The 24,040-nt window shown below is 67.4% G+C and carries 25 protein-coding genes; 16 read left to right on the plus strand and 9 right to left on the minus strand.

The window, feature by feature from the left end; translation table 11 throughout:
* Positions 1 to 45 precede the first annotated feature (45 nt).
* From ROJ8625_RS00425 to ROJ8625_RS00450, 6 genes are all read right to left on the minus strand, one after another.
* The gene (locus tag ROJ8625_RS00425) at positions 46 to 798 is read right to left on the minus strand and encodes an ABC transporter permease (RefSeq protein WP_085789882.1); all 753 of its coding nucleotides are present in this window, start codon (positions 796 to 798) and stop codon (positions 46 to 48) included.
* 4 nt (positions 799 to 802) lie between these two features.
* Positions 803 to 1,624, minus strand: coding sequence for an ABC transporter ATP-binding protein (locus ROJ8625_RS00430; RefSeq protein ID WP_085789883.1), 822 nt, complete (start codon positions 1,622 to 1,624; stop codon positions 803 to 805).
* A complete protein-coding gene (locus ROJ8625_RS00435; RefSeq protein WP_085789884.1) occupies positions 1,624 to 2,448 on the minus strand; it encodes an ABC transporter permease in 825 nt (274 codons plus the stop codon). The genes ROJ8625_RS00430 and ROJ8625_RS00435 overlap by 1 nt, the downstream gene beginning before the upstream one ends.
* Positions 2,449 to 2,518: 70 nt before the next feature.
* Positions 2,519 to 3,511 (minus strand): ABC transporter substrate-binding protein, encoded by a 993-nt coding sequence (locus ROJ8625_RS00440; protein WP_085789885.1) that lies wholly within the window; start codon positions 3,509 to 3,511, stop codon positions 2,519 to 2,521.
* Between the two features lie 284 nt (positions 3,512 to 3,795).
* Positions 3,796 to 4,743: an NAD(P)/FAD-dependent oxidoreductase gene (locus ROJ8625_RS00445; RefSeq protein ID WP_085789886.1), complete on the minus strand. Its 948-nt coding sequence runs from the start codon at positions 4,741 to 4,743 to the stop codon at positions 3,796 to 3,798.
* Positions 4,744 to 4,779: 36 nt separating this feature from the next.
* A complete protein-coding gene (locus tag ROJ8625_RS00450; protein WP_085789887.1) occupies positions 4,780 to 5,466 on the minus strand; it encodes a fumarylacetoacetate hydrolase family protein in 687 nt (228 codons plus the stop codon).
* Positions 5,467 to 5,605: 139 nt separating this feature from the next.
* On the opposite strand from ROJ8625_RS00450, the gene ROJ8625_RS00455 reads away from it, so the two are divergent.
* Positions 5,606 to 6,298, plus strand: a complete 693-nt coding sequence (locus ROJ8625_RS00455) for a FadR/GntR family transcriptional regulator (RefSeq protein WP_085789888.1) — start codon at positions 5,606 to 5,608, stop codon at positions 6,296 to 6,298.
* Positions 6,299 to 6,324: 26 nt separating this feature from the next.
* Here ROJ8625_RS00455 and ROJ8625_RS00460 read toward each other — a convergent pair whose 3' ends face one another.
* On the minus strand, positions 6,325 to 7,311 hold the full coding sequence (locus tag ROJ8625_RS00460) for a substrate-binding domain-containing protein (RefSeq protein WP_085789889.1): 987 nt from the start codon (positions 7,309 to 7,311) through the stop codon (positions 6,325 to 6,327).
* Between the two features lie 195 nt (positions 7,312 to 7,506).
* Between ROJ8625_RS00460 and ROJ8625_RS00465 the strand changes: the two genes are divergently transcribed.
* From ROJ8625_RS00465 to xylA, 8 genes are all read left to right on the plus strand, one after another.
* On the plus strand, positions 7,507 to 8,328 hold the full coding sequence (locus tag ROJ8625_RS00465; protein ID WP_085789890.1) for an ABC transporter ATP-binding protein: 822 nt from the start codon (positions 7,507 to 7,509) through the stop codon (positions 8,326 to 8,328).
* Entirely contained in the window at positions 8,325 to 9,080 is a 756-nt protein-coding gene (locus ROJ8625_RS00470; protein WP_085789891.1) for an ABC transporter permease, read from the plus strand. Before ROJ8625_RS00465 ends, ROJ8625_RS00470 begins: the two co-directional genes overlap by 4 nt.
* 12 nt (positions 9,081 to 9,092) lie before the next feature.
* Complete coding sequence (locus ROJ8625_RS00475; RefSeq protein ID WP_085789892.1) at positions 9,093 to 9,857, plus strand: ABC transporter permease; 765 nt, start codon at positions 9,093 to 9,095, stop codon at positions 9,855 to 9,857.
* Between the two features lie 132 nt (positions 9,858 to 9,989).
* The gene (locus ROJ8625_RS00480) at positions 9,990 to 11,021 is read left to right on the plus strand and encodes an ABC transporter substrate-binding protein (RefSeq protein ID WP_085789893.1); all 1,032 of its coding nucleotides are present in this window, start codon (positions 9,990 to 9,992) and stop codon (positions 11,019 to 11,021) included.
* Between the two features lie 113 nt (positions 11,022 to 11,134).
* Entirely contained in the window at positions 11,135 to 12,667 is a 1,533-nt protein-coding gene (locus tag ROJ8625_RS00485) for an acyl--CoA ligase (RefSeq protein WP_085789894.1), read from the plus strand.
* Between the two features lie 78 nt (positions 12,668 to 12,745).
* Positions 12,746 to 13,723 (plus strand): 2-dehydropantoate 2-reductase, encoded by a 978-nt coding sequence (locus tag ROJ8625_RS00490; RefSeq protein ID WP_085789895.1) that lies wholly within the window; start codon positions 12,746 to 12,748, stop codon positions 13,721 to 13,723.
* 128 nt (positions 13,724 to 13,851) lie between these two features.
* Positions 13,852 to 14,292, plus strand: a complete 441-nt coding sequence (locus ROJ8625_RS00495) for a MarR family winged helix-turn-helix transcriptional regulator (RefSeq protein ID WP_234984118.1) — start codon at positions 13,852 to 13,854, stop codon at positions 14,290 to 14,292.
* A gap of 141 nt (positions 14,293 to 14,433) precedes the next feature.
* Positions 14,434 to 15,729, plus strand: coding sequence for a xylose isomerase (gene xylA / locus ROJ8625_RS00500; protein WP_085789897.1), 1,296 nt, complete (start codon positions 14,434 to 14,436; stop codon positions 15,727 to 15,729).
* Here xylA and ROJ8625_RS00505 read toward each other — a convergent pair.
* Positions 15,720 to 16,592: a hypothetical protein gene (locus tag ROJ8625_RS00505; RefSeq protein WP_143535000.1), complete on the minus strand. Its 873-nt coding sequence runs from the start codon at positions 16,590 to 16,592 to the stop codon at positions 15,720 to 15,722. The two genes, xylA and ROJ8625_RS00505, sit on opposite strands and share 10 nt — an antisense overlap.
* Before the next feature lie 121 nt (positions 16,593 to 16,713).
* Here ROJ8625_RS00505 and ROJ8625_RS00510 point away from each other — a divergent pair, with 121 nt between their 5' ends.
* From ROJ8625_RS00510 to ROJ8625_RS00540, 7 genes are all read left to right on the plus strand, one after another.
* The gene (locus ROJ8625_RS00510) at positions 16,714 to 17,481 is read left to right on the plus strand and encodes a sulfotransferase family protein (RefSeq protein WP_085790729.1); all 768 of its coding nucleotides are present in this window, start codon (positions 16,714 to 16,716) and stop codon (positions 17,479 to 17,481) included.
* A 90-nt stretch (positions 17,482 to 17,571) separates the two neighbouring features.
* On the plus strand, positions 17,572 to 18,339 hold the full coding sequence (gene pxpA / locus ROJ8625_RS00515) for a 5-oxoprolinase subunit PxpA (RefSeq protein WP_085789899.1): 768 nt from the start codon (positions 17,572 to 17,574) through the stop codon (positions 18,337 to 18,339).
* A 20-nt stretch (positions 18,340 to 18,359) separates the two neighbouring features.
* Positions 18,360 to 18,596, plus strand: a complete 237-nt coding sequence (locus ROJ8625_RS00520) for an acetyl-CoA carboxylase (RefSeq protein ID WP_085789900.1) — start codon at positions 18,360 to 18,362, stop codon at positions 18,594 to 18,596.
* Between the two features lie 8 nt (positions 18,597 to 18,604).
* Positions 18,605 to 19,963, plus strand: a complete 1,359-nt coding sequence (locus tag ROJ8625_RS00525) for an acetyl-CoA carboxylase biotin carboxylase subunit (RefSeq protein WP_085789901.1) — start codon at positions 18,605 to 18,607, stop codon at positions 19,961 to 19,963.
* Positions 19,964 to 19,984: 21 nt separating this feature from the next.
* Entirely contained in the window at positions 19,985 to 20,860 is an 876-nt protein-coding gene (locus ROJ8625_RS00530) for a 5-oxoprolinase subunit B family protein (RefSeq protein ID WP_085789902.1), read from the plus strand.
* Positions 20,850 to 21,818, plus strand: a complete 969-nt coding sequence (locus ROJ8625_RS00535) for a 5-oxoprolinase subunit C family protein (RefSeq protein WP_085789903.1) — start codon at positions 20,850 to 20,852, stop codon at positions 21,816 to 21,818. The genes ROJ8625_RS00530 and ROJ8625_RS00535 overlap by 11 nt, the downstream gene beginning before the upstream one ends.
* A 56-nt stretch (positions 21,819 to 21,874) precedes the next feature.
* On the plus strand, positions 21,875 to 23,017 hold the full coding sequence (locus ROJ8625_RS00540) for a type 2 periplasmic-binding domain-containing protein (RefSeq protein ID WP_085789904.1): 1,143 nt from the start codon (positions 21,875 to 21,877) through the stop codon (positions 23,015 to 23,017).
* Here ROJ8625_RS00540 and ROJ8625_RS00545 read toward each other — a convergent pair.
* Positions 23,007 to 24,029, minus strand: coding sequence for a GntR family transcriptional regulator (locus ROJ8625_RS00545; protein ID WP_085789905.1), 1,023 nt, complete (start codon positions 24,027 to 24,029; stop codon positions 23,007 to 23,009). The two genes, ROJ8625_RS00540 and ROJ8625_RS00545, sit on opposite strands and share 11 nt — an antisense overlap.
* Between the last annotated feature and the right edge of the window lie 11 nt (positions 24,030 to 24,040).

A 24,040-nucleotide genomic window follows, 5' to 3' on the forward strand; every position in this document is an offset into this window, starting at 1 on the left:
TCGTGCCGCCCTTCCCCCGGTCCTTCATGCAGTCCAGCCGGCGCGTCAGCTCCGGCTGCCGGCGTAATATTCGACCCGCGCCTCGAGACGGTTGATCAATTCGGCAAGCGACAGCGCGAAGGCGAAGAGGATCAGGATCAGCGCCCAGAAATGCGCCATCAGGAAGTTCTGCGAGTAGAGCGAGAACAGCGCGCCCACGCCGATGATCGACACCAGAAGCTGACCGATCACAACGCCCTTCACGCCGCGAATGACGCCGAGCCTAATGCCGGCCAGGATCTCCGGCAAGGCCGACAGCAGGATCAGCTTCAGCCGCTGGCCCCGCGACGCGCCGAAGGCGCGCCCCATCTCGAGCAATGACGGCGACGCGTGCAGCACGCCCGCGCGGGTGTCGAGCGCGATGATCCAGACCGCGAACATGAAAACCGTCGCCACCACCGTGGGAGATCCCATCCCGAACAGGATCATGATGACCGGAACGAGCGCCGAAAGCGGCGCCGACAGAAAGATGTTCACCCACATGTTCAGGATCTGGTCGGCCCGCTTCACCAGCCCCATCAGCAGCCCGATACCGATCCCGACAACGATCGCGAGCGCCAGCCCGGCCAGGTAGCTGACGACCGTGATGCGCGCGGCCTCGGCGAAGCTTGGAGTGCCGATCACATCGGGCAACGAGGCCAGCACCTCGGTGAAGGGCGGAAACATCAGCAGAAGGTCGAACCGGCCGACGATCTCCCAGATCACCACCCAGACGATCAACGCGGCGGCAGCGGGCACCCGGTATCCGTAGATCTCCATCGGCTCACTCCACGTAGGTTCGCAGGCCCGCCCAGATCTCGTCGATCAGGTCGAGGTATTCCGGCGTCCGGCGGATCGCGTCGGGATCGCCAGACCGATCAATCTCGGGCGTGACGATCTGCGCCACACGGCCCGGCCGCGGCGACAGCAGCACGATCCGGTCCGACAGGTAGACCGCTTCTTCGATCGAGTGGGTGACGAGCAGGAACGTCTTCTTCTCGATCTCGCGCAGGCGGATCAGATCCTCCTGGAACTTGCGGCGGGTCTGTTCGTCGACCGCCGAGAAGGGCTCGTCCATCAGCAGCACATCGGCGTCGACCGCCAGGGCACGGGCCAGCCCGACCCGCTGGCGCATCCCGCCCGACAACTCGTGCGGATACTTGTCCTCGAATCCCGACAGGCCGACCTCGTCGATGTAGTGGCGCGCGCGCTCCTCGCGCTCGCGCAGCGACACACCGCGCAGTTCGAGACCATAGGCCGCGTTGCGCAGGACCGTGGCCCACGGCATCAGCGCGAAATCCTGGAACACGAAGGCGCGCTCGGGCCCCGGGCCGGTTACCGGCGTACCGTTCACCCGCACCTCGCCCGACGTCGGCTGCAACAGCCCGGCGAGGATCTTGAGCAGCGTTGTCTTTCCGCAGCCCGACGGGCCCAGAAGGCTGGTCAGGGCACCACGGTGAAAGTCGAGGTTGATGTTCTCGAGCGCCGTAACGCTGCCGCCGTAGATCTTGTGGATGCCCTCCACTTCGATGATCGCATCCCGGGCGGCGTCGCCGGCGGCCGGCGCGCTGTGCGCGCGGGACTCGGACAGGTGGGTCACGTTCATCAGACGCCTCTCTTTTCGGGACGGAACAGCGTCACCTCCAGCCGATGGAGCAGCGACACGGTGATGACCGCCAGCGCGACGATCGAGAAGATCGCGGCGTACATGTGCGCGAACTTGGCGATCGAGCGGTTGTAGGTGATGAGATCGCCGATGCCGGTCGGAGTGATGAGAAGCTCTGCCAGCACGGCACCGGAAAAGCCCTCGGCCACGCCCAGCCGGATGCCGGCGAACATCATCGGGCTGGCGGCCGGCAGGATGATCCCGAAGACCTGCTGCCGACGCGAGCCCATGAACGATCGTGACATGTCGACCAGCGAGGACGGCACGTTGCGCACCGCCTTGTAGCTGTTGATCGCGATGACCGGCAGCGACAGCATCACGACGGCCAGCACCTTGGAGGCGAGGCCGATGCCGTAGACGAAGGTGACGAGCGGGATGAGTGCGGCCATCGGCGCCGCCTGCATCGTAATGAATATGGGCAGGGTCAGCCACTCGACATCGCGGCGCAGACCCATCGCGACGCCCGAGCTGACGCCGATCGCCAGCGAGATGACGAGGCCGAGGACGAGTGGCTCGGCGGTCCGCAGGTAGGCCGCGCCCATCGAGCCGTCCGCGATCATCTCCCACAGCGCGGCCATGGTCTCGAGAAAGCCGGGAAAGGCGTAGTTGAAGTTCGTCCTCCCCGCGATCTCCCAAGCGCCGAAGATCAGCGCGAGCGACAGGATCTTCCAGATCGCCGGCGTGTCGGCGGCCGCCGACGCCCAGCGTGAAGTGAGCCCGGCGACCGGGCCTTCCGCGGCATTGGTCTGGGTCGTGGATGCCATCTGCTTTCCGCTCGATCCGGGGGGCGCCCGCGCAGCGGCCGGCGCCGCGCGGGTCTGGGTCTCGATGCGATCAGTTCGAGGCTTTCGCCGCCTCGAGCAGATCGAAGCTCCAGTAGTCCATCGGGTCGATCTCGGCAGGATCGCCGGTCACCTGACCTGCGGCGGCCAGGAACGCGATGTCGTCGCCCACATCCGCAGGCTCGCCGCCATCGGTCGGGTAAACGCCGTTCTCGACCGCTTCGGTGTAGTACGGCACCGCCTCCGCCGCGACGTCCTCGGGCAGATCCTGCAGAAGGCCGTACTGCTCTCGCAGCTCGCCCACGATCTCGGGGTTTTCCTCGATCTCCTGCCACGTCCGCAGCAGTTCCTCGACAAAGACCTGCATGTCCTCGGCGCGAGCCTCGAGCACGTCGGTGTTGGCGTACAGAGCCTCGTCAGTGGCGTTCACGCCTTCAAGCGGCAGGCGCTGGAACTTGTCGCCGCCTTCTTCCTTCAACAGGCGGAAATTCGCGGCATCGACGATCGACGCGTTGATCGTGCCCTGCAGCATCGCGCCGGCGCGCACCTCGGAGCCCGGGACGTAGGAAATGTTGGAATACTCGATCCCGTGCACCTCCTCCATCAGCCGCATGAGCGCCTCCGTGCCCGATCCGCGCGAATGGACGGTCACCTCCTGTCCGTCGAGGTCCTCCCATCCGGAATAGACCTCCGAATTCACCACCGGGAAGAACAGCAGCGTCGACATCCGGTAGAACATGCGGATTGGCGCATCGGAGTTCTGGATGAAGGCGTAAGGTGCGCCGACACCGATATCCGCTTCTCCCGACAGCACGGCCTGCACGGCGACGTCTTCGGAGTTGAAAAAGGTCATCTCCATCGGCACGCCGCGCTCGCCTGCCCGCTCCATCGCGATCAGCAGGTTCAGGCTCTCGACGCTGGCAATGTCTCCCAGCGCGACCTGAAGCGGGTCGTCCTGAGCCAATGCGGGCGCGCCCGCCAGCGTCACGGTCGCGGTGATCGCCCCGGCCGCGGCGCGCATGAAGTCTCGTCTTTCGAAGGTCATGGTCGCTCCTCCCTCAGGTTCGCGGGTGCTCCACCACCCGGCGGGACGCGCAGTGCCCGCTATCCTGTTCCTGCGCCGTCTCGGCGCCCCGAGGGTCGACTCCCCTTCGATCCGCGGGCTGCAGGACTGTTCCGACCAATACTCCTTCAATCTGCGCGAGTCACGCATTAATCCAAATTGATCTGGATTGGTATACCGATGCCCACCGCGAGCAGGTATGGCGGCTAACCGCAGCTTAATTACTTGATCGTAAAAGTATATTTTGAAACGAGAGTGACTGCGCCCTACGAACCGCGAAGAACGGCGTCGGCCAGCGCCGCGCCGCTTTGGACGGCGTGATCGGCCAAGGGGCCCAGCGTCCAATCACCGCCGAGAACGAGTCGGCCATCGCCAGAGGCCACGCATGGTTGCCCGAACGCCACCTCCACCTGCGAGAACCGCCAACGATGCCCCATGATGACCTCGACCGGCGGCAGCGGACCGTGCGCTGCATCGAGCGCGCCCAGCAATGCCTCGGCCGCATCCGGGCGCGGCATTTCGAGGTTGGCGCGGCTCCATTCGGCGCCGGCATGCGCCACCCAGCACTCTGCGCCACCGGCACGTCCGGGCTTCGATGAATCTCGCATTACGTGTGCAAACGGTGCATTCGGCGCCGTGATCGCGTCGCCCCAACCGGGCGGTGCGGCAAAGGCGACCAAGAGCGTGTAGCACGGCGCATAGACCACCCGGTCAAGCGCGCGACACAGCGTGTCATCGACATCCGCAAGGAGTCGCTGGGCCTGCGGCGCGGGGATCGCCAGCACGACGCGATCGAAGGGCAACGCCCCCGCATCCGTGCCGACGATCCACTGACTGCCCTCGTCCCGCAGGCTGGTGACCTCGCTCTGGAAGGCGATGTCGAGCCCATCAGCCAACGGGCGGCACAAGCCGCTCATCCCCGGCAGGCCAACCCATTCCGGCCCGTCAGCCAACGACCGGCCGGGCCACGCAACGGCGTGTTCCGCGGCCTCGGCGGCGGCGACCCAGGCCCGCCCTTGGGGCGACGACACAGCCACCGCGGGCGCACCGTGATCGAATTGCACGCCCTCGCGCCTCCGAGTCGCCAGCCGCCCACCAAGCCCGCGGGATTTCTCGAACACCGTTATCGAAAAACCGCTCTCTGCCAGTGCCTTGGCGCAGGTCAGCCCTGCGGGCCCGGCACCGACGACGGCAATCCTGGGTGGCTCACGCATGACTCGTGGTATCCTTGCCCGGCGCCGGATCGTATCTCAGGTAACCGTGACGGTCATCGATCCGAGTCCGTCGATCGTCATCTCGAGCGTGTCGCCCGGCTTTACCGGCCCGACGCCCGACGGCGTGCCGGACAGGATCACGTCGCCCGGGGCGAGTTCGAAATACTCGGACAGGTACGAGATCATCTCCGGAACCTTCCAGATCATCTGATTGAGGTCGCCTTCCTGCTTCACGTCACCGTTCAGCTTCAACTCGAGCCGACCCTCTGAGGGGTGCCCCACATCCGCGGCCGGATGCACGGGACCGACGGGCGCGGAGCGCTCGAACGCTTTCCCGATCTCCCACGGGCGGCCCATCTTCTTCATCTCGCCCTGCAGATCCCGGCGCGTCATGTCGAGCGACAGACCGTAGCCGTAGACGTGCTCCAACGCATCATCGACCGGGATGCTCTTTCCGCCGGACTTCAGGTAAACCGCCAATTCCGCCTCGTGATGCACGTCAGAAGTGTGCTCGGGGTAGGGAAACGTGCCGGACGGATCGAGGTTGTTGGGGTTCTTCTGGAAGAAGAACGGCGGCTCGCGGTCCGGATCGTGACCCATCTCGACCGCGTGCGCGGCGTAGTTGCGGCCGATGCAGTAGACCCGGCGAACGGGAAACGCCCCCTGCTGCCCGGCCACCGGCAGGGCCGTGACCGGTGGCACGTCCGTAACGTAATCTGGCATCGCAACCTCCCTGACGAACGATGATGGTCTCGTTGCTAACCTCCGGCGACGCCAAGATCAATCTATACCAATACGAAAATTGGTGACACGGCCGGATCGATTCGATACGGTCCACGTCTCAGAGGGAGGACATGATCACGTGCTCGTTCGTGCAGACCAGCCGGAACGCGATGACGCCGCCGACCTTCTCCGCGCCATGATCGCGGAGCGCGAGCTCGGGCCGGGCGACCGCCTGCCCGCCGAACGCCACCTGATCGACCTGCTCGGCATCGGCCGGTCCGCGCTGCGCAAGGCGCTCGACCAGCTGGAACGCGACGGGCTCATTTGGCGGCACGTGGGCAAGGGCACGTTCGTGTCTCACGCGGCGGGCGACGAAACCGGGATCGACCCGTTCGCCGGCATCGGCGCGCACCTCACGCCCTACCGCATGATGCGCGCACGGATCACGATCGAGCCGGCAATGGCGCGCGAAGCGGCGATGAATGCGTCGCGCGATGCCCTCGCCCGGATCCGCACCACGCTCGCCCGGCAACGGGCCGCGGCAAGCTGGACCGAATACGAACGCCAGGACGACCAGTTCCACCGCGACATTGCCGCGGCGGCAGACAACGCGCTGCTGCTGGCCCTTTTCGACAGTCTGAATCGGGTGCGGCGCGAGGTGGCGTGGGGGTCCGTCACCCGGACGACGACCCGTCCGCCCGAAGATCATTCGAGCTTTGGGGAGCACGAGGCGATCGCCGCCGCGATCGAGGCGCGCGAACAGGACGCGGCCCACGACGCGATGCGCCGCCACCTCAAATCGGTCGCCGCGCGGCTGTTCGGGGATCCGTGATGCGACCCACGGCGCACCCAACCCGCTCAGGTGTCGAGCACGCTTTCGTGGAACAGGTCCTCGGGGGCGACGCGGTGGGGTGCGAGATACTGTTCGACGGAGTAGCGGCAGATCGCGTCGAGTTCCGCGCGATTGCGCCGGACGCCGTAGGACCAGAAATCCTCCCCCATCACCTCAAGCGTTCGCTCCATGCTCGCGTTGAGCCACGGCAACGACAGCCGGTTGGAGTTGCCGAGCCAGATCTCGCGCAGCCGCGCCACGGCCATGTCGCGCGCGGAGACGCCGGCCGCCTGCAGCGCCGCGGGCAGCCAGGGATGCGCTTCGGACAGCGTCTTGCGGATGCCGAGCACGTGCATGATCGGAAAGAAGCCGGTGGCGCGATGGTACGCGATCTCGGCCGCCTCGAAGTCCGGCAGCACGCGCATGATGTCGGGGTGCCCGTCGAGGAACGCCTGCGGCGGCTTCGGCGCCAGGAGCCCGTCGATCTCGCCGGCCAGCAGCAGCTCCTGCAGCGTTTCGCCCTCGGCGATCGGCTCCACGACCATCCCGTCGGGCAGCGCCAGCGCCAGCCGCTCGCGCCGTACGCCGGCATCGAGGGCGCCGGTGCGCCAATGGATGTCCTCGACACTCACACCGTGCTCGTCTTGCAGGATGCCTCGCATCCAGAGGGCGGCGGTCATCTGGTATTCGGGCACGCCGATCCGTCGTCCGGCGAACTCGGCCAGCGTCGAGATGCCGGCGCCCCGGCGCGTGAAGAAGCCGGAGTGACGAAAGGCGCGGGAGGGAAAGACCGGGACCGCGGTATAAGCGGCCTCTCCGCGCGCGATCTGCAGGATGTAGCTGGAGACGGACATTTCGGTGATGTCGAACCGCGCTTCCTGCACCGCCAGCGGGAAGAGCTTGGAGGTGGGCAGAACGTGGCTCTCGAGCGTCACGCCATCGATCGCAACGCGGCCGTCGTGGAGCGGCATCGTGCGGTCGTGATCCCACGTGGCGAAGGACAGCGTCAGCATCGTCCGCGCGCCTCTGACCGGTCGATCACGCTGCATGCCATGATGCTCTCCCCTTGCCCGGGCGCCCGAGATCGCGCCGCTCCAAACCGACGAACACCAAGCGAACCGCGCGGTCAAGCGCGGCACGACTGAGCGGGGGACCGCATCGGCGACGACACGCAGGGCGGCTGCCGACCGCCGAGGGAGGATGAACGAATGAAGGACGCGACCGTCGACGTCCCGGCCATCGAACTGCGCGGGATCCGCAAGACCTTCGCGCTGTCCGATGACGAGAATGCCCAGCGCGTGCTCGCGCTGGACGGCATCGACCTGTCGATCCGGCAGGGCGAGTTCCTGACGATCATCGGCCCGAGCGGATGCGGCAAGACAACGCTTCTGCGCATCATCGCGTCGCTCATCCTGCCCGACGACGGCGAGGTCATGGTGGAGGGAGAAACCGTCCGCGAGCCCGGCCTGAAACGCGCCATGGTCTTCCAGACTTTCGGGCTGTTTCCCTGGAAGACGGTCATCGACAACGTGATGTTCCCGCTGCAGGTCAGGAACGAACCGGCCGAGACCGCACGCGAGACCGCGATGCACCATATCCGGCAAGTGGGGCTCGACCGCTTCGTGGACGCCTACCCGCACCAGCTTTCGGGCGGCATGCAACAGCGGGTCGGACTGGCCCGGGCGCTGTCGACCGGCGCCGACATCCTGCTGATGGACGAACCGTTCGGCGCGATCGACGCGCAGACCCGGGAGCTCATGCAGGAAGAGCTGATGCGGATCTGGCAGGAAGAGCAGAAGACCGTCGTCTTCATCACTCACGACCTCGACGAGGCCGTGCTGCTGGCCGATCGCGTTCTTCTGATGTCACGCGGCCCCGGCCGCGTGCGCGAGACGATCCCCGTCGAGTTGCCGCGCCCCCGCTTCGACTATGACGTGCGCGGTCACGAAGGCTTTGCCAAGGTGCGCGGCCATCTGTGGCAGGCCCTGCGCAACGACCTCGTGGAACAGCGCGCGGAGGAGACGTCATGAGCGCGCGCAGCCGCAAGGACGTGCGCCGCGACCAGCTGATCGGGGTCGCAGTCTTTCTCGTGCTGTGGGAGGTGACCGCGCGCGCGCTCGACAATCCGCTGACCATGCCTCCGATCAGCGCGATCCTCGCCGCGCTTCTCGACCTGATCCTCAGCGGCGAGCTTTTTCTGGCGCTCGGGCAGAGCATCTTTCTGCTGATCGTCGGACTGATCGCGGCAACCGTGATCGGCTTTGTCTTCGGTGCGCTGATTGCGCGGTCGCAGACCGCGTACTGGATGCTGAACCCGTATTTCAGCGCGCTCTTCGTGACGCCGACGATCGCGCTCGTGCCGCTGGTGCTGGTGTGGTTCGGGTTCGGCTTTCCCGGCCGGGTCATCGTGGTGGTTCTGGCCGCGGTGGTGCCCATCCTGTTCAGCGTGGCCTCGGGCCTGCGCGATGCGCCGGGCGACCTGATCGACGTGGCGCGGTCCTTCGGCGTGAAGGGCGAGATCCCGCTACTGTTCACCGTGCGCATCCGTGCAGCACTGCCGGTCCTGATGGCGGGGCTTCGCCTCGCGGCCGGGCGCGGGGTCGTCGGCATGGCGGTGGCCGAGACATATTTGCGGCTCGGCGGGATAGGTGGGCTCATCAAGTCCTACGGGGCGATGTTCCAGACCGACTACGTGTTCGCGTCGATCCTGCCGCTCTCGCTCCTCGGCATCGGCCTCGTCACCCTCATCGCGCGGGTCGAGCGCCGCCTGCACTGGACCTGAGGGAGGCTCTTGATGCTTGCCACCATCTCGAAACCCCGCGTCTTGCTGCCGCTTCTGAGCCTCGTCGTCGTGGTCGGCGGCTGGGAACTCGTCGGGCGCAGCATCAACCCGCTGCTTTTCGCGCCGCCCTCGGTCGTCGCCCAGCAATTCGCCGAACTGCTTGCGACAGGAGAACTCCAGCGGGCCGCGACGATCACCGTTCAGGCACTGTTTCTTGGCTACGCGCTCGCCGTCGTCGCGGGCATCCCCTTCGGCATCGTCATGGGGGCATGGGAACGCTTCGGCGACATTCTTCAGCCGTATCTCTACGCGATCTTCTCGACCCCGCGGGTCGTCGTGGTGCCGCTCATCATCGTGTGGTTCGGGATCGGCTTCGAGGCGCGGTTGTTCCTCGTGTTCTTCTGGTCCGCCATCGCGATCAGCGTGAACACCGCGCAGGGCGTGCGCCATGCGCGGCCGGACCTCGTCGAGGTGGCGCGCTCCTACCGGGCCAACCGCGTGCAGATGGCGCGGCACGTCCTGATCCCGGGTGCGATCCCCTTCGTGGTGGCGGGCCTCCGGATCGGGGCGGAGCGCGCTATCGTGGGCGTCATCATCGGCGAGATGTTCCTGCAGATCGTGGGCCTCGGAGGCGTGATCCAGAAGGGCTCAGAAGAGCTGCTTCCGGCCAAGATGCTGTGCGCCGTCGTCATCATCGCGACGCTGGGCACGATCATCGTGACCCTGCTCGATACGTTCGAGAAACGCTTTCAGAACTGGAAGGGAGACGCTGCCTGATCCCGTGACGCCAAGAACGCGTCGGCAGGCGTGCGGGCGCCCTCGCAAAGCCGACCAAAGGGACATCGCACCCGCCCCGCTCGCCGGAGGAGGATCGGCACCGGGGCATCGGCAACCAAGGAGGAGGAGAAGATGACCATGACTGCCAATCTCGGAACGCTCGCCGCATCGGCGAGCCTCGCCGCGGTGTTCGCCGCGGGCGGGACCGCCGCTTCGGCGCAGACCTTCGATCTTTCGGGCACGGAGGTCACCATCGGCACCGCGCAGGCGCAGGTGCTCAACGTCGGCACGCTGCGCATGATCGAAATGCTCGAGAGCTGGGGCGCGGATGTGACGCGCGTCGAGCTTCCGAACATCTCGGGGCTCGAAGCCATCGTGGCCGACCGGATCGACGTCGCCGCGCGCAGTTCCGACGAGATCATCTCGGGACAGTCGCGCGACGTCGACGTGGTCGCGTTCGGCGCACCGATCTCGACCATGCACTACGCCGTCGTCTCGTCCGAAGGCGTCGCCAGCATGGAAGACCTCGAGGGCGGCGCGATCGCCACCAGCGGACCGGGCGGCTTCAACGGCATGCTGTTCCGCTACATGCTCCGCCAAGCCGGCCTCGAACCCGAGGTGGACGTGCAGGTCGTGCCTGTCGGCGGCAGCTCCGAACGCGCGGCCGCCGTCATGGCCGGGCAGGTTCAGGCGACGATCGTCTACATCGACAACTGGCTGGCGATGAAGGAGCAGGGCGCGAACACGCAGCTGCTCGGCTATGTCGCCGATCTCGTGCCCGGCCTGTCGTCGCGCGCGATCTACGCCCCACGCGAGTACATCGAGGCAAACGAAGAGCTGGTCACGGCGATCGCCTGCGCCAATCTCGAGATCAACCACTGGATAAATTCCAGCAAGGAGGATTTCGTGTCCTACACGATGGACAACGTGCGCGGCGCCAACGAGGCCGCGGTTTCGGCCTTCTACGATGTGGCGGTGGAAATCGAGATGTTCCCGACCGATCCGCAGGCGGTGCTCAACACCTCGGGCTATCAGGCGCTCGCCGATCTCATGCACGACGGCGGCGCGATCGAGGAGGAACTGGACGCGGCGAACTTTGTCACCCACACCTATCTCGAAGAGGCGGCCGGCATGGGCTGCGGCACCGGCGAGATGGCAAGCTGACCCGCCGGGTCGGCGGGCCGGTCCCGCCGACCGACGAGCGTTACCCGCGCCCCGGCGCGCCTGACGGCGCCCGGGGCGCGCGGCCAGAAGCGGACCCGCGAGGAAGAGACATCATGGCGGACACGATTGCAGACCTGATCGCGCCTCACCCGGACGACGCCCCCGCGCTCGGCGCGCCCGGGCGCGGCTGGATGGACTACGGCGCGCTGCGCGCGCTTTCGGGCTACGTCCATACGGCGCTGCGCGCCGCGGGCGTCGGCCCCGAGGACCGCGTGGCCATCGTGCTGCCGAACGGGCCGGAGATGGCCGCGGCCTTCGTGACGATCGCCCAGGCGGCCACGACCGCACCGCTGAACCCGGCATATCGGGAGGAGGAGTTCGCCTTCTACCTCGAGGATCTGGGCGCCCGCGCGATCGTCGTTGCGGCCGACTACGACGGCCCGGCACTCGCCGCCGCGGGTCGGTTCGGGCTGACGGTGCTTCGGCTTGCCGCGGATCCCGAAGCGCCCGCCGGATCGTTCTCGCTGTCGCCCGAGGGCGAGACCACCAGCGCGCCGGAAGGAACACCGGGCGCGCGGGACGTGGCGCTCATCCTGCACACATCCGGCACGACCTCGCGGCCCAAGATCGTGCCGCTGCTGCACGCCAACATCGCGGCCTCGGCCCGGAACGTCGCGGCCTCGCTCGACCTGACGGCGCGAGACAGGTGCCTGAACATCATGCCGCTCTTTCACATCCACGGGCTGATCGCCGCCCTGACGGGATCGTTCGCCGCCGGCGGCTCAATTGCCTGCGCCCCGGGCTTCGACGCCCTGCGCTTCTTCGGCTGGCTGCGGGAGGCACGGCCCAGCTGGTACACGGCGGTGCCGACAATGCATCAGGCGATCCTCGCCCGGGCGCCGCGCAACGCCGAGGCCATCGCCGAGGCGCCGCTCCGCTTTCTGCGTTCGTCGTCCTCGTCCCTTCCCGGGCCGGTCATGACGCGGCTGGCCGAGACGTTCGGCGCGCCGGTGGTCGAGGCCTACGGCATGACGGAGGCCGCCCATCAGATGTGCTGCAACCCGATCCGGCCGGGCGCGCAGAAACCCGGCGCGGTCGGCCTGCCGGCGGGCCCCGAGGTTCGGATCGCCGACGAGATCGAGGACCGGCTGATCGACGGTACGGGCGAGGTCGTGATCTCGGGCCCGAACGTCACGCCGGGCTACGAGGGCAATCCCGAGGCCAATGCCAAGAACTTCTTCGAGGATGGCGGCAAGCGCTGGTTCCGCACCGGCGATCAGGGCGCCTTCGACGACGAGGGATACCTGACGCTGACCGGTCGATTGAAGGAAATCATCAATCGCGGCGGCGAGAAGATAAGCCCGCTTGAGGTGGACGGCGTCCTGTCCGATCATCCGGCCGTGGCGCAGGCGGTAACATTCGCCCTGCCCCACCCGAAGCTCGGCGAGGATGTGGCCGCCGCGATCGTGCTGGCCGAGGGCGCAGAGGCGACGGAGCGCGAGATCCGCGACTTCGCCGCGGCGCGACTCGCCGAATTCAAGGTTCCGCGCAAGGTTCTGATCCTCGACGAGATCCCCAAGGGCGCGACCGGCAAGCTCCAGCGCATCGGACTGGCCGCGAAACTCGGTCTGGCTGAGGACGCCTGACCCCGCGCGGCACCGCCCCGCAACATGAACGGGCCAACGACACGAAAAGGGAGGGGCGCTGCGCGCCCGGAGACCAACTTGAAGATCTGCATTTTCGGCGCCGGTGCGATCGGCGGATACATGGCGGCCAAGCTCGCGCAGGCAGGCGCGGACGTGAGCGTCGTCGCGCGCGGCCCTCACCTTGCCGCGATGCAGGCGAACGGCCTGCGCCTCATCGAGGGCGAAACCGACACGCACGTCGATATCACCGCCGAGGAGGATCCCGCCCGGCTCGGCCCGCAGGACTACGTGATCGTCACGCTCAAGGCGCATTCGGTGCCTCCCGTCGTGGACAAGATGCAGCCGCTGATCGGGCCGGAGACCACGATCGTTTCGGGCGTCAACGGCCTGCCCTGGTGGTATTTCCACGGCCACGGCGGCCCCTACGAGGGCACGCGGCTCGAAACCGTCGACCCGGGCAACGCGCAGTGGGACGGGTTCGGCCCCGATCGCGTTCTGGGCTGCGTGGTATATCCCGCCGCCGAGGTGTCAGAGCCCGGCGTGGTGCGCCATATCGAGGGCAATCGCTTCTCGCTGGGTGAGCCCGACGGCTCCAAATCCGAGCGGGCGCAAGCGTTGTCGAAGGCGCTGGCCGAAGCCGGCCTGCGCGCGCCGGTTCGGCCGCGCCTGCGCGACGAGATCTGGCTGAAGCTTTGGGGGAACCTGTCCTTCAACCCGATTTCCGCGCTGACGCACGCGACACTCGATGTCCTGTGCACCGATGACGGAACGCGCCAGGTCGCGCGCGCCATGATGGTCGAGGCGCAGCAGATCGCCGAGACGCTGGACATCAAGTTCCCTGTCGATGTCGACCGCCGCATTCGCGGCGGCGCGGAGGTCGGCGCGCATCGCACGTCCATGCTGCAGGACCTGGAGGCGGGCCGACCGATGGAGATCGATGCGCTCGTGCGCTCGGTGCAGGAACTTGGCCGGATCACGAGCATCCCGACGCCGACGATCGACACAGTGCTGGCCCTCGTGACCCTGCGCGCCCGCGTCGCCGGAACCTATCCCTGAGCACCCTATTCGACGGGTCGACACTCAAAGACCGGGCCACGCCGACGCGGCGGTGAGACAGGAAATCGTTGCACTTGAGACGATGACACGGAACACTCCGCGCCATGCGAGCCGCAGCGGACCCAGACGTGAGCAAGGACCTTCCGGACTTCGACCTCGCCCGGTTCCTGCCGTATCGCGTCACCGTTGTCGGCGAGCATCTCAGCGCCGGGCTCGCGCGGCGCTACCGGGCGGAGTTCGGGATCTCGGTAGCCGAATGGCGCGTGCTGGTGCATCTCGCCGATGCCGGAACGGTGTCGATCCGCGACCTCGAACGGCGCGTCCACCTCGAGAAATCCAAGGCCAGCCGCGCGGCCTCCCGGCTCGCGCGCGAAGGCTACGTGACCAAGGTTCCCGACCTGTCCGACCGGCGCCTCGTGTGCCTGTCCCTGAGCGATCGGGGGCGGTCGCTGATGGCCGATCTCCTGCCGCTCGCGGCCGCCTACCAGGCACGGCTCGAAGCGGTTGTCGGCAACAGCCTGCGCGATCTGGAAGCCGCGCTCGATCGGTTGATGCAGGAGGATCTGTGAGCCGGCCGGCGCCACGCCCCCCGCGGACCGTGCGGCGAATCGGTTGTAATGTCACGATCTGTCCGACCCTTCTGGACCCCGCGCAGCCGATCTGCGCATGATCCGCCCGAACTGATAGCGCAAACGGACCGGAGACACGGCATGAGCGATTTCTTCGCAGACATTCCAAAGCTGACCTACGCCCCCGATGCCGAGGGCCTCGCGTTCCGGCACTACAACCCCGACGAGATGGTGATGGGCAAGCGCATGGAGGACCAGCTGCGATTTGCCTGCGCCTACTGGCACAGCTTCGCCTGGCCCGGCGGCGATCCGTTCGGCGGCCAGACTTTCGACCGGCCGTGGTTCGGCGACACGATGGCCGATGCCCGGCTCAAGGCCGACGTCGCGTTCGAGATGTTCGATCTGCTGGGCGTGCCGTTCTTCTGCTTCCACGATGTCGACATTCGGCCTGAAGGCGAAAGCTTTGCCGAGAGCCGCCGCAACTTCGAAGAGATTGTCGACATCTTCGCGGCAAAGATGGAGACATCGAAGACCCGGCTCCTGTGGGGCACCGCCAACCTGTTCTCGAACCGGCGCTTCATGTCCGGCGCGGCGACTAACCCCGACCCCGATGTCTTCGCGTGGTCGGCCGCCACGGTAAAGCTGTGCATGGACGCGACCCATCGGCTCGGTGGCGAAAACTATGTGCTCTGGGGCGGGCGCGAAGGCTATGAGACGCTGCTCAATACCGATCTGTCCCGCGAGCTCGACCAGATGGGCCGCTTCCTGTCGATGGTCGTGGACTACAAGCACAAGATCGGCTTTCCCGGTACGATCCTCATCGAACCGAAACCGCAGGAACCGACCAAGCATCAGTACGACTACGATGTCGCCACGGTCTACGGCAACCTCAAGCGCTTCGGTCTCGAGAACGAGGTCAAGGTCAACATCGAGCAGGGTCACGCGATCCTCGCCGGGCACAGCTTCGAGCACGAGATCGCGCTGGCGAACGCGCTTGGCGTGTTCGGATCGATCGACATGAACCGCAACGACTACCAGTCCGGTTGGGACACCGACCAGTTCCCGAACAATGTGCCCGAAGTCGCGCTGGCGTATTACGAGATTCTCAAGGGCGGCGGCTTCGGCACCGGCGGCACCAATTTCGACGCCAAGCTCCGGCGCCAGTCCCTCGATCCGGAGGATCTTGTGGCGGCTCATGCCGGTGCGATGGACGTATGCGCGCGCGGGCTCAAGGCGGCGGCGCGCATGCTCGAGGACGATGCGCTGGAGGCGCCGCGCCGCGCCCGGTATTCCGGCTGGGAAGATCCGCAGGCCCAGGCCATGCTCACGAGCGACCTCGAGACGATTGCCGCGCGGGTCGAAGCCGAGGGGCTCGATCCGCAGCCCCGCTCGGGCCGGCAGGAGATCCTGGAGAACGTGGTGAATCGTTACGTCTGAACGGACGCGCGTGCCGTGGCGGCCGGCGTCGGCCGCCGGCGCAGCGCCTCCGAGTGAAGGCGCGCATCCGCAGCGTAATAGTCGGCGATGAACGCCTCCACGTCGGGGCCGAAATCCACGTCTCGGTAGCTCTGGGCGGCGTCGGTAAAGGCCGCGCTGTTCATCCAGAGCGGATGCAGCGCCGCCTTGACCGGCCGCGGCAGAAGCCGGCGGCCGACAAAGCGCGCGGCCGGCTGCAACGACTTCGACCACCGGGTCGGCTGGCGCCGCGAATGCGTGTGCGCCACTTCGATCGTCAGCCCGCTCTCGGCCTCGATCCAGTCCACGAGAGCGCGCATGTCCTCGACCGGAAACACCGTGCACAGGCGCGTGCCGTCCGGGGTATCGACATAGTCGACCTGCCGGGTGAAGTGCACGAATTCGATGTCGGTGAAGCGATCGCGCGCGGACAGCCAGTCGCACACCGCGGACGCTTCGCGCCGGACGAGCGGATCGTCGGCGCTGATGGCCCCGGCGTCGCGGAACTCCTTGAGACGCTGCATCAGCGCCGAAACGAAACGATCGCGCGGCGCGCGTACGACGGCGAACGGGCGCGCCTCCGACAGCGCACGCCACGTGCGCGGCAGCTCCGAACGGATGGCAGCCAGCGGCAGATGCGCCGGATGGATCCGGCCGAGGACCGGGTGATCGAAGCCATTGCCGCGCTCCGTCACGCGCTCGGCCTCCTCTGGCGACAGCCCGAGATCGTCGGCGAGCGGCCCGAAATCCGTTTCTCCGGGGATGGTCAGCGCCGAACGCAGGCTCATGCCGGCGCATTTCGGCACGTGCAGAAAGAACAGCTTGCGGCGATGCAGGTATTTCACGCGCCAACCTTTCGGCACCATACGTTAACGGTTGAATAACGATCTCGGCTTCAACTGGAAACGGCCGGACGTTCGCACAATGGCGGGGCGTCTCGGCCACGAACCGGCGGGATCAAAGGCGATGCGCGAAACGATCAAACGGGCGGCGGGCGCCGGCGTGGCCGCGGTCTGTCGCCAATGCACGTTCGAGACTTGCATATTCGTGATCGCCCACATGCGGTGCGGCTCCACGGCGCTGTCGAATATCCTGTGCTCTCGGTCCGACCTGTCGGGGTATGGCGAGGCGCATATCCGCTACGATGGACCAGGCGCGCTCGGTCGGCTCGTCGTGAACCAGGCCCTGCGCGGGGTATGGGCGCCGGCGGCTCGCGGTCTGTTCGACAAGATCCTTCACGACCGGCATGACGCCGCGGCCAGCCCCGAATTCTTCGCGGCGCGCGCGATCTTCGTCGCCCGAACGCCGAGCCCCGCGATTCGCTCGATCCGGCGCCTCTACGATCGGCTCGGGCGCAATGAGTACGACACCGACACGAAGGCGGCCGACTATTACGTGCGTCGGCTCTCGACGATCTCCGCCCTCTGGGACCGCTTCGCGCCGGAGCGTCGGGTCGCGCTGACGCACACGGCGCTGATGGCCGACCCTCAGGCGAGCCTCGACCGGATCAGCGCGCGCTTCGCGCTCGATCCGCCCCTGCAGAATCGCTATGACAGCGCCGCCGCCTCGCGCCGGGGCGGTGGAGGCGACCCGTTCGACAGCGGGATGTTCGACCGCATCGTCGCGCGTTCACCCGGAACCGACGCGCCGGCGCACCTCGATATCGACCCTGCGCTGGGGGACGCGGCCGAGGCTCGATACGCGGAATTCGAAGCCCTCGCCCTGCGCGATTGAGCGGCCGCTCGCGGCCCCAATGAGCTAGGCCATTGCACTCGCGACCGCTTTCGCGCTTCATTGACGCGACGGGACCCGGGGGCAGCCGACATGACACGCGCCAGTATCGACCTCAACTGCGACATGGGCGAGGGCTTCGGGCACTGGAGCTACGGCGACGCGCCGGACGAGGACCTGATGCCGATCATCTCCTCGGCGAACGTGGCCACGGGGTTCCACGCCGGCGATCCGATGATCATGGATCGGCTTGCCGGGCTCGCGCGAGAGCATGACGTGGGGCTCGGCGCGCACCCGGCCTATCGCGACATGCAGGGGTTCGGTCGCCGCGCCATCGCGGCGTCGAGCGAGGAACTCGTCAACGACATCCTTTATCAGGTGGGCGCGCTCGACATCTTCGCGCGCCGGCACGGGATCGCGCTCAGCCACGTGAAGCCGCACGGTGCGCTCTACATGACCGCCGCGAAGGACCGCGCGCTGTCGGAAAAGCTGATCGAGGCGCTGCAGGTCGTCGCACCGAACCTGCCGATTTTTTGCATGGGCGTGTCCGAGACATGGGAGGTCGCGCAAGCGGCGGGCCATCCCGCACGGCGCGAATTCTATGCCGACCGCGAATACGACGCCTCGGGTGCGATCGTGTTCGCGCGCAAGGCCCCGAGTTTCGAGCCCGCCGCGCTGGCCGACAAATGCGTGCGCGCCTGCGTCGAAGGCAAGGTCACCTGCATCGACGGGCACGACGTCGACGTCGCCTTCGAGTCGATATGCTTTCACTCCGACACGCCCGGCGCGCGCGACATCGGCCGCGCCATCCGCGACGCGCTCGAGGCCGAGGGCATCACGGTCGCCCGTCCCGCATCCTGACCCCCAACGGAGGCCCGATCATGGCCAAGGAAATTCAGTGCCCCCTGCCCGGCATCTTCTATCGCAAACCCGCGCCGGAAGAGCCGCCCTTCGTCGAGGACGGTGGAGCGGTCGAGGCGGGCGCGGTGATCGGGCTTGTCGAGGTGATGAAGTCCTTCCACGAGGTGACGGCCGAGGAAGCGGGTGAGAATATCCGCTTCGAGGTCGAGAACGAGGGCCAGGTAACCGCGGGCGCCGTGCTCGCGCGGATGGACTGATCCGGCGCATGGATCTCAGCGGCAAGACGCTCTTCGTCGCCAACCGTGGCGAGATCGCGGTCAGGATCGTGCGCGCCGGGCAAGCTCTCGGGATGACGGTCGTGCAGGCCCACTCCGAGGCCGATGCCGACATGCTGGCCGTCCGTATCGCTGACCGCGCGGTCGAGATCGGACCGGCGCAGGCCACGAAATCCTATCTCGACGTCGACCGCGTGGTCGCCGCCGCGACCGAGGCCGGCGCCGACGCGGTGCACCCCGGCTACGGCTTTTTGTCCGAGAGCCCGCGCTTCGCTCGCGCCGTGGAGGCGGCGGGCCTGATCTTCGTCGGGCCCTCGGCGGACACCATCGAGCGCATGGGCGACAAGGCGCGTGCCCGCGCCACGGCGATCGAGGCCGGTGTGCCCGTCACCCCCGGCAGCGACGGCCGCATCGAAAGCGTCGATGCGGCCCGGAGCGTGGCCGACGAGCTGGGCTATCCGGTGATGATCAAGGCCGCCGCGGGCGGCGGCGGGCGCGGCATCCGGGTCATTGCGGATGCCGAGGCGCTCGCCAAGCAGATGCCGCAGGCGCAGTCCGAGGCGCAGGCCGCCTTCGGCGATGGCGGGCTCTACATGGAACGCTTCGTGCCCGACGCGCGCCATGTCGAGGTGCAGATCCTCGGCGACGGGACCCGCGCGATCCACGCGTTCGAGCGGGAATGCTCGCTCCAGCGGCGACGCCAGAAGGTGTGGGAAGAGGCTCCGGCCACCTGCCTGACCGAGGACGAGCGCGCCGAACTCTGCGCCTCCGCCGTGCGTCTGGCCGAAAACGTCGGCTACCGGGGCGCCGGAACGCTGGAATACCTCTTCGATCCGGCGCGGCGCGAGTTCTACTTCATCGAGATGAACACCCGCATCCAGGTCGAACACCCGGTGACCGAGATGGTGACCGGCCTCGACCTCGTGGCCGAACAGATTCGCGTCGCCTTCGGCGCACCGCTGTCGGTCGCGCAGGAAGACATCCGGCTCGACGGCCACGCCATCGAAGTCCGCGTGAACGCCGAGGATCCAACCAAGAACTTCATGCCCTTTCCCGGCGTGACCGGCGCGATGCACATCCCCGATGGCGTGCGTTTCGACACGATGCTCTACGAGGGCTACGCGATCCCGCCGTTCTACGACTCGCTGCTGGGAAAGCTGATCGTGCACGCCACGGACCGCGACGCCGCGATCGACGCGCTCGCGCGCGCCATCGACGGGATGTCGATCGACGGGCTCAAGACGACCCTGCCGCTTCACGCCGCGCTCGCCCGCGACCCGGACGTGCGCGGCGGCGAATATCACACGACCTGGCTGGAAGACTGGCTGGAACGCACCGAGCTCAACTGAGATCCGGAGGGAGACACCGCCGTGAAGACGAGATATTCCCACGGAGGCGACGAGCACATCTTCGTCGAGATGGACGAGGAGATGTCGCTCGACGCCTTCTTCAAGAGCCTGTCGATGACGAACGCGCTGCGCGAGGCAAAGATCGACGGCGTGACCGAGATCTGCCCGGCGAACGCCTCGTGCCAGGTCAAGTTCGATCCCGACGTGATCGCGCCCGACGCCATGCTCGAGGAGCTCAAGAAGCTCGAGGACGTGGCCGAGGCGGCGGAAAAGCGGATGACCACGCGCATCGTCGAGGTGCCGGTCTTCTATCAGGATCCGTGGACTCACGAGACGCTGATGCGGTTCCGTGAACGCCACCAGGATCCCTCGGGCACGGATCTCGATTATGCGGCGAAGATCAACGGGTTCGACAACGCGGAGGGGTTCATTGCCGCGCACCACGCGAACCCGTGGTTCGTATCGATGGTCGGTTTCGTGTCGGGCCTGCCCTTCCTCTACCAGCTGGTCGAACGGGAGCGGCAGCTGCAGGTGCCGAAGTACCTCAGGCCCCGCACCGACACGCCCAAGCAAACGGTCGGCTACGGCGGCTGTTTCTCGTGCATCTACTCGGTGCGCGGCGCGGGCGGCTACCAGATGTTCGGCATCACGCCGATGACGATCTTCGATCCGAAGCAGGAGGTGAGCTACCTTCGCGACTTCATGGTCTTCTTCCGCCCCGGGGACATCGTGAAGTTCTCGCCCATCGACCGCGACGAGTACGACCGCATCCTCAAGGAGGTCGAGGCGGGCACCTACACGCCGAAGATCGCCGAGGTCGATTTCGATCTGGAGGCGTTCAACGCCGACATCGCCGGCACCAACGCGAAACTGATGGAGGCTCTCGATGGCGCTTGAGATCCGCAAACCGGGCCTGCTGACCACGATCCAGGATCTCGGCCGTCCGGGCTATTTCCATCTAGGAATTCCCATCGGCGGTGCGATGGACCGCCTGTCGCTGCGCGCCGCCAACCGGCTGGTCGGCAATCCCGAGGACGCCGCCTGCCTCGAGGCCGTGTTCATGGGGCCCGAACTCGTCGTGACCGAGGACACGCTGCTGGCGGTGACAGGTGGCGAGATGCCCGTGAAGCTCGACGGAGCCGAAGTGCCGACATGGACCTCCTTTGCCGCGAAGAAGGGCCAGGTGCTGAGCTTCGGCTATCTGACCGACGGCGCGCGGATCTACATCGCCGTCGCCGGTGGCATCGCCACGGAGCCCATGCTGGGCAGCCGCGCCACCTACGCGATCGGGGCCCTCGGCGGCGTTGACGGTCGCGCGGTCGCCGCCGGCGACGTGCTTCCCGTGGGCGACGGTGCAGGCACGCCAGGCCGCACGGTACCCGAGGCGCTGCGTCGCCGGCCCGGCCGACCTGCCGAACTGCGGGTCCTGCCCGGCCTCTACTGGCACCGCATCACCGAAGCCTCGCAGAAGGCGTTTTTCGATGACGAGTGGTCCGTCGCGCCCGAGGCCGACCGGATGGGCTATCGCTTTCGCGGCGGCCGGCCGCTCGAATTCGTCGAACGCGAACAGCCGTTCGGCGCGGGATCGGACCCCTCCAACATCGTCGACGGGTGCTATCCCTACGGCTCGATTCAGGTGCCGGGCGGGACGGAGCCGATCGTGCTTCACCGAGACGCGGTCTCGGGCGGCGGGTACTTCATGATCGGTGCGGTCATTTCGGCGGACATGGATCTGATCGGTCAACTGCAGCCCAACGTCCCGGTCCGGTTCCAACGTGTCGACATGGACGCCGCCCTCAAGGCGCGCGCCGAACGGACCGCCGTGCTCGACGAGATCCGGGCCGCGACCGCGTGAGCATCGGAACCGCCGAAGCGCCCCAGGCTCCGCGGGTGCGTCGCCCGCGGGAGCCGATGCGCGTGCTCGGCACGACCGTCACGCAGGTGCCGGCGCTCAAGCGCGCGGCCGAGGAAGATCTCGGCATCCAGCTCGAGTTCATCTCGCTCGACGGAACGGCGGCGCAGCGCGTCGGCGCCCTCTACCCCGACAGGTTCGACGTCTACGACCAGTGGTTTCACGACATCGACCTGATCTGGCCCACGGGCTCGATCCAGCCGATCGACGTCACGCGCATCTCGCGCTGGACCGAGATCGAGACGCTTCCGCGCCTTGCACACCAGACGTCGGGCGCGCCGCCGGCCTCGGGCTCCGAGCCGTCCGAACGTCTTTTCGTGCAGATGGACGGCTCGCTCGGCGACCGGCCGACATCATGGATCTCGATGGCGCCGACCGTCCACAACGCCGACAGCTTCGCGGTGGTCGGAGCCGACCCGAAATCCGTACGCAGCTGGGGCGCCCTGCTCGATCCGGACTGGTCCGGCGCGGTCTGCCTTCAGACCGACGCGGCGATCGGTGTGCTCGACATGACGCTGGCGCTTCACGCGCGCGGTGGGTTCGCTCCCGATGACGCCGGCGACCTGTCGCTCGAGGAGATCGATACCCTCGTTGCGAAGACCGAGACCTATCGGCGAGAAGGGCATTTCGGCTGTCTCTGGGCCGACGAGAGCGAGGCGATCCGCGCCTTCGGCCGGTCCGAGCGTATGCTCGGTTCGCTCTGGTGGTCGGGCTTCACCAAGCTGCGCGCGCTCGGCATCCCGGTGGAGATGGTCACGCCCGAGGTCGGATACCGCGGCTGGTTCGGGGGACTGTCCCTGTCCTCGCGCGCCGATCCTTGGCACGTCGACGCCGCCTACGACTACTTCAACTGGTGGTACGGCGGCCGCGCCGGCGCGCTCATGTCCCGCAACGGCGCGTACATGATGGCGCGCGAAACCGTGCGCACCTACCTCACCGAGGCGGAATGGGATTTCTGGTACGCCGGCAAGCCCGCCGCGACCGAGATCCGCAACTCCGACGGGGCAATCGTCTTCGATGTGGGCGAGGTGCGCGAGGGCGGCTCCTACACCGAACGCATGTCGCGGATCGCCATCTGGGACACGATCATGCGCGAGCACAATTACCTCGTGCGGCGCTGGGAGCACGCGCTCAGTCGTTGAAGCGGCTCTCGCGCATCAGGTAGTCCGGCAAGTCGGGCGGCGGAAAGACCGAGATCGCCATCAGACGTTTCTGCGTGCGCGCGGCCGACAGCCGCAGGTGCTCGTCGAGGGCGCGGGCAGCGGCCTCGATCGAGCCACGCCGCAGGAAGCCCAGCACGAAGAGGTGCTCGCGCAGCGCGGGCTCGAACGGCCGGCCGCCGATCACGTTGGAAAAGACCGCGTTGACCGTCAGCGCGATCTGGCTCTGCTCGATGAAGCGCAGGAGCTGGCTGTTCGGTGTTTCCTGCAGCAGTCGACGATGGATGTCGTGCTCCAGCTTCTCGACCTGTTCGGACGTGAGCGTGTCGCCGCCCGCGGCCAGCGCCGCCTCGGTGTCGTCCAGCATCTGGACAATCGTTCCGGGCGGCAGCCGTGGCGCGCTGTCCTCCAACGCCAGCGGCTCCAGCCGCTGACGGATCGCGAAATAGTGCGCGATGTCCCGCGCCGTCAGCGGGCCGAGAACCCAGTGCGAGCGTCTGTCCTTGCGCAGGAGCCCGCGATCCTGATGACGCTGCAGCAGTTCGCGGATGATCGTGCGCGAGACGTTGTAGTGTTCGGCCGCGCCCACCTCGTTGATGCGAAACCGGCCGAACGGCAGCGCGCCGGCGATCGTGGCCTCGAAGTCCTGCGCAATCCGTTCCGCGCCGGCCCGCGGCGCGGCGCCCAGCCGATCGTCTTCGGCGCCGAGCATGTGCGCCGTAAGCGTGATCCGCTGTGGCGCGGCGTCGGCGTCCGCGCCAGCAACGAGAAAGCCGCGGCCATCGAAGCGGACGAGCCGGCCCTTGGCGACCAGTTCGGCCAGCGCCTTGCGCGCTGGGGTGCGCGAGACACCGAAAATTCGCGCGACCGGATCCTCGCTGACGACGGTCCCGGCCGGCAGCCGACCGTCGCCTATCGCACCGGTGAGCGCGACCTCGATCGCCGCGTAGCGTGGGGTCTGCCGTCTGCCGTCGAAGTCCCTGGAATCGTCCATCGGAAATCCTG

This window comes from Roseivivax jejudonensis (assembly GCF_900172265.1).
In the GTDB taxonomy this organism is placed as follows: domain Bacteria; phylum Pseudomonadota; class Alphaproteobacteria; order Rhodobacterales; family Rhodobacteraceae; genus Roseivivax; species Roseivivax jejudonensis.

Excerpts from the sequence above, each read along its gene's own strand:
- ROJ8625_RS00520 (WP_085789900.1), top strand. The coding sequence starts at position 18,360 with ATGGCCAAGGAAATTCAGTGCCCCCTGCCCGGCATCTTCTATCGCAAA.
- ROJ8625_RS00470 (WP_085789891.1), top strand. The coding sequence starts at position 8,325 with ATGAGCGCGCGCAGCCGCAAGGACGTGCGCCGCGACCAGCTGATCGGG.
- ROJ8625_RS00445 (WP_085789886.1), bottom strand. The coding sequence starts at position 4,743 with ATGCGTGAGCCACCCAGGATTGCCGTCGTCGGTGCCGGGCCCGCAGGG.
- ROJ8625_RS00450 (WP_085789887.1), bottom strand. The coding sequence starts at position 5,466 with ATGCCAGATTACGTTACGGACGTGCCACCGGTCACGGCCCTGCCGGTG.
- ROJ8625_RS00535 (WP_085789903.1), top strand. The coding sequence starts at position 20,850 with ATGGCGCTTGAGATCCGCAAACCGGGCCTGCTGACCACGATCCAGGAT.
- ROJ8625_RS00475 (WP_085789892.1), top strand. The coding sequence starts at position 9,093 with ATGCTTGCCACCATCTCGAAACCCCGCGTCTTGCTGCCGCTTCTGAGC.
- ROJ8625_RS00540 (WP_085789904.1), top strand. The coding sequence starts at position 21,875 with ATGCGCGTGCTCGGCACGACCGTCACGCAGGTGCCGGCGCTCAAGCGC.
- ROJ8625_RS00525 (WP_085789901.1), top strand. The coding sequence starts at position 18,605 with ATGGATCTCAGCGGCAAGACGCTCTTCGTCGCCAACCGTGGCGAGATC.
- ROJ8625_RS00435 (WP_085789884.1), bottom strand. The coding sequence starts at position 2,448 with ATGGCATCCACGACCCAGACCAATGCCGCGGAAGGCCCGGTCGCCGGG.
- ROJ8625_RS00425 (WP_085789882.1), bottom strand. The coding sequence starts at position 798 with ATGGAGATCTACGGATACCGGGTGCCCGCTGCCGCCGCGTTGATCGTC.
- ROJ8625_RS00460 (WP_085789889.1), bottom strand. The coding sequence starts at position 7,311 with ATGCTGACGCTGTCCTTCGCCACGTGGGATCACGACCGCACGATGCCG.
- ROJ8625_RS00465 (WP_085789890.1), top strand. The coding sequence starts at position 7,507 with ATGAAGGACGCGACCGTCGACGTCCCGGCCATCGAACTGCGCGGGATC.
- ROJ8625_RS00440 (WP_085789885.1), bottom strand. The coding sequence starts at position 3,511 with ATGACCTTCGAAAGACGAGACTTCATGCGCGCCGCGGCCGGGGCGATC.
- ROJ8625_RS00485 (WP_085789894.1), top strand. The coding sequence starts at position 11,135 with ATGGCGGACACGATTGCAGACCTGATCGCGCCTCACCCGGACGACGCC.
- pxpA (WP_085789899.1), top strand. The coding sequence starts at position 17,572 with ATGACACGCGCCAGTATCGACCTCAACTGCGACATGGGCGAGGGCTTC.
- ROJ8625_RS00430 (WP_085789883.1), bottom strand. The coding sequence starts at position 1,624 with ATGAACGTGACCCACCTGTCCGAGTCCCGCGCGCACAGCGCGCCGGCC.
- ROJ8625_RS00480 (WP_085789893.1), top strand. The coding sequence starts at position 9,990 with ATGACCATGACTGCCAATCTCGGAACGCTCGCCGCATCGGCGAGCCTC.
- xylA (WP_085789897.1), top strand. The coding sequence starts at position 14,434 with ATGAGCGATTTCTTCGCAGACATTCCAAAGCTGACCTACGCCCCCGAT.
- ROJ8625_RS00545 (WP_085789905.1), bottom strand. The coding sequence starts at position 24,029 with ATGGACGATTCCAGGGACTTCGACGGCAGACGGCAGACCCCACGCTAC.
- ROJ8625_RS00510 (WP_085790729.1), top strand. The coding sequence starts at position 16,714 with ATGCGCGAAACGATCAAACGGGCGGCGGGCGCCGGCGTGGCCGCGGTC.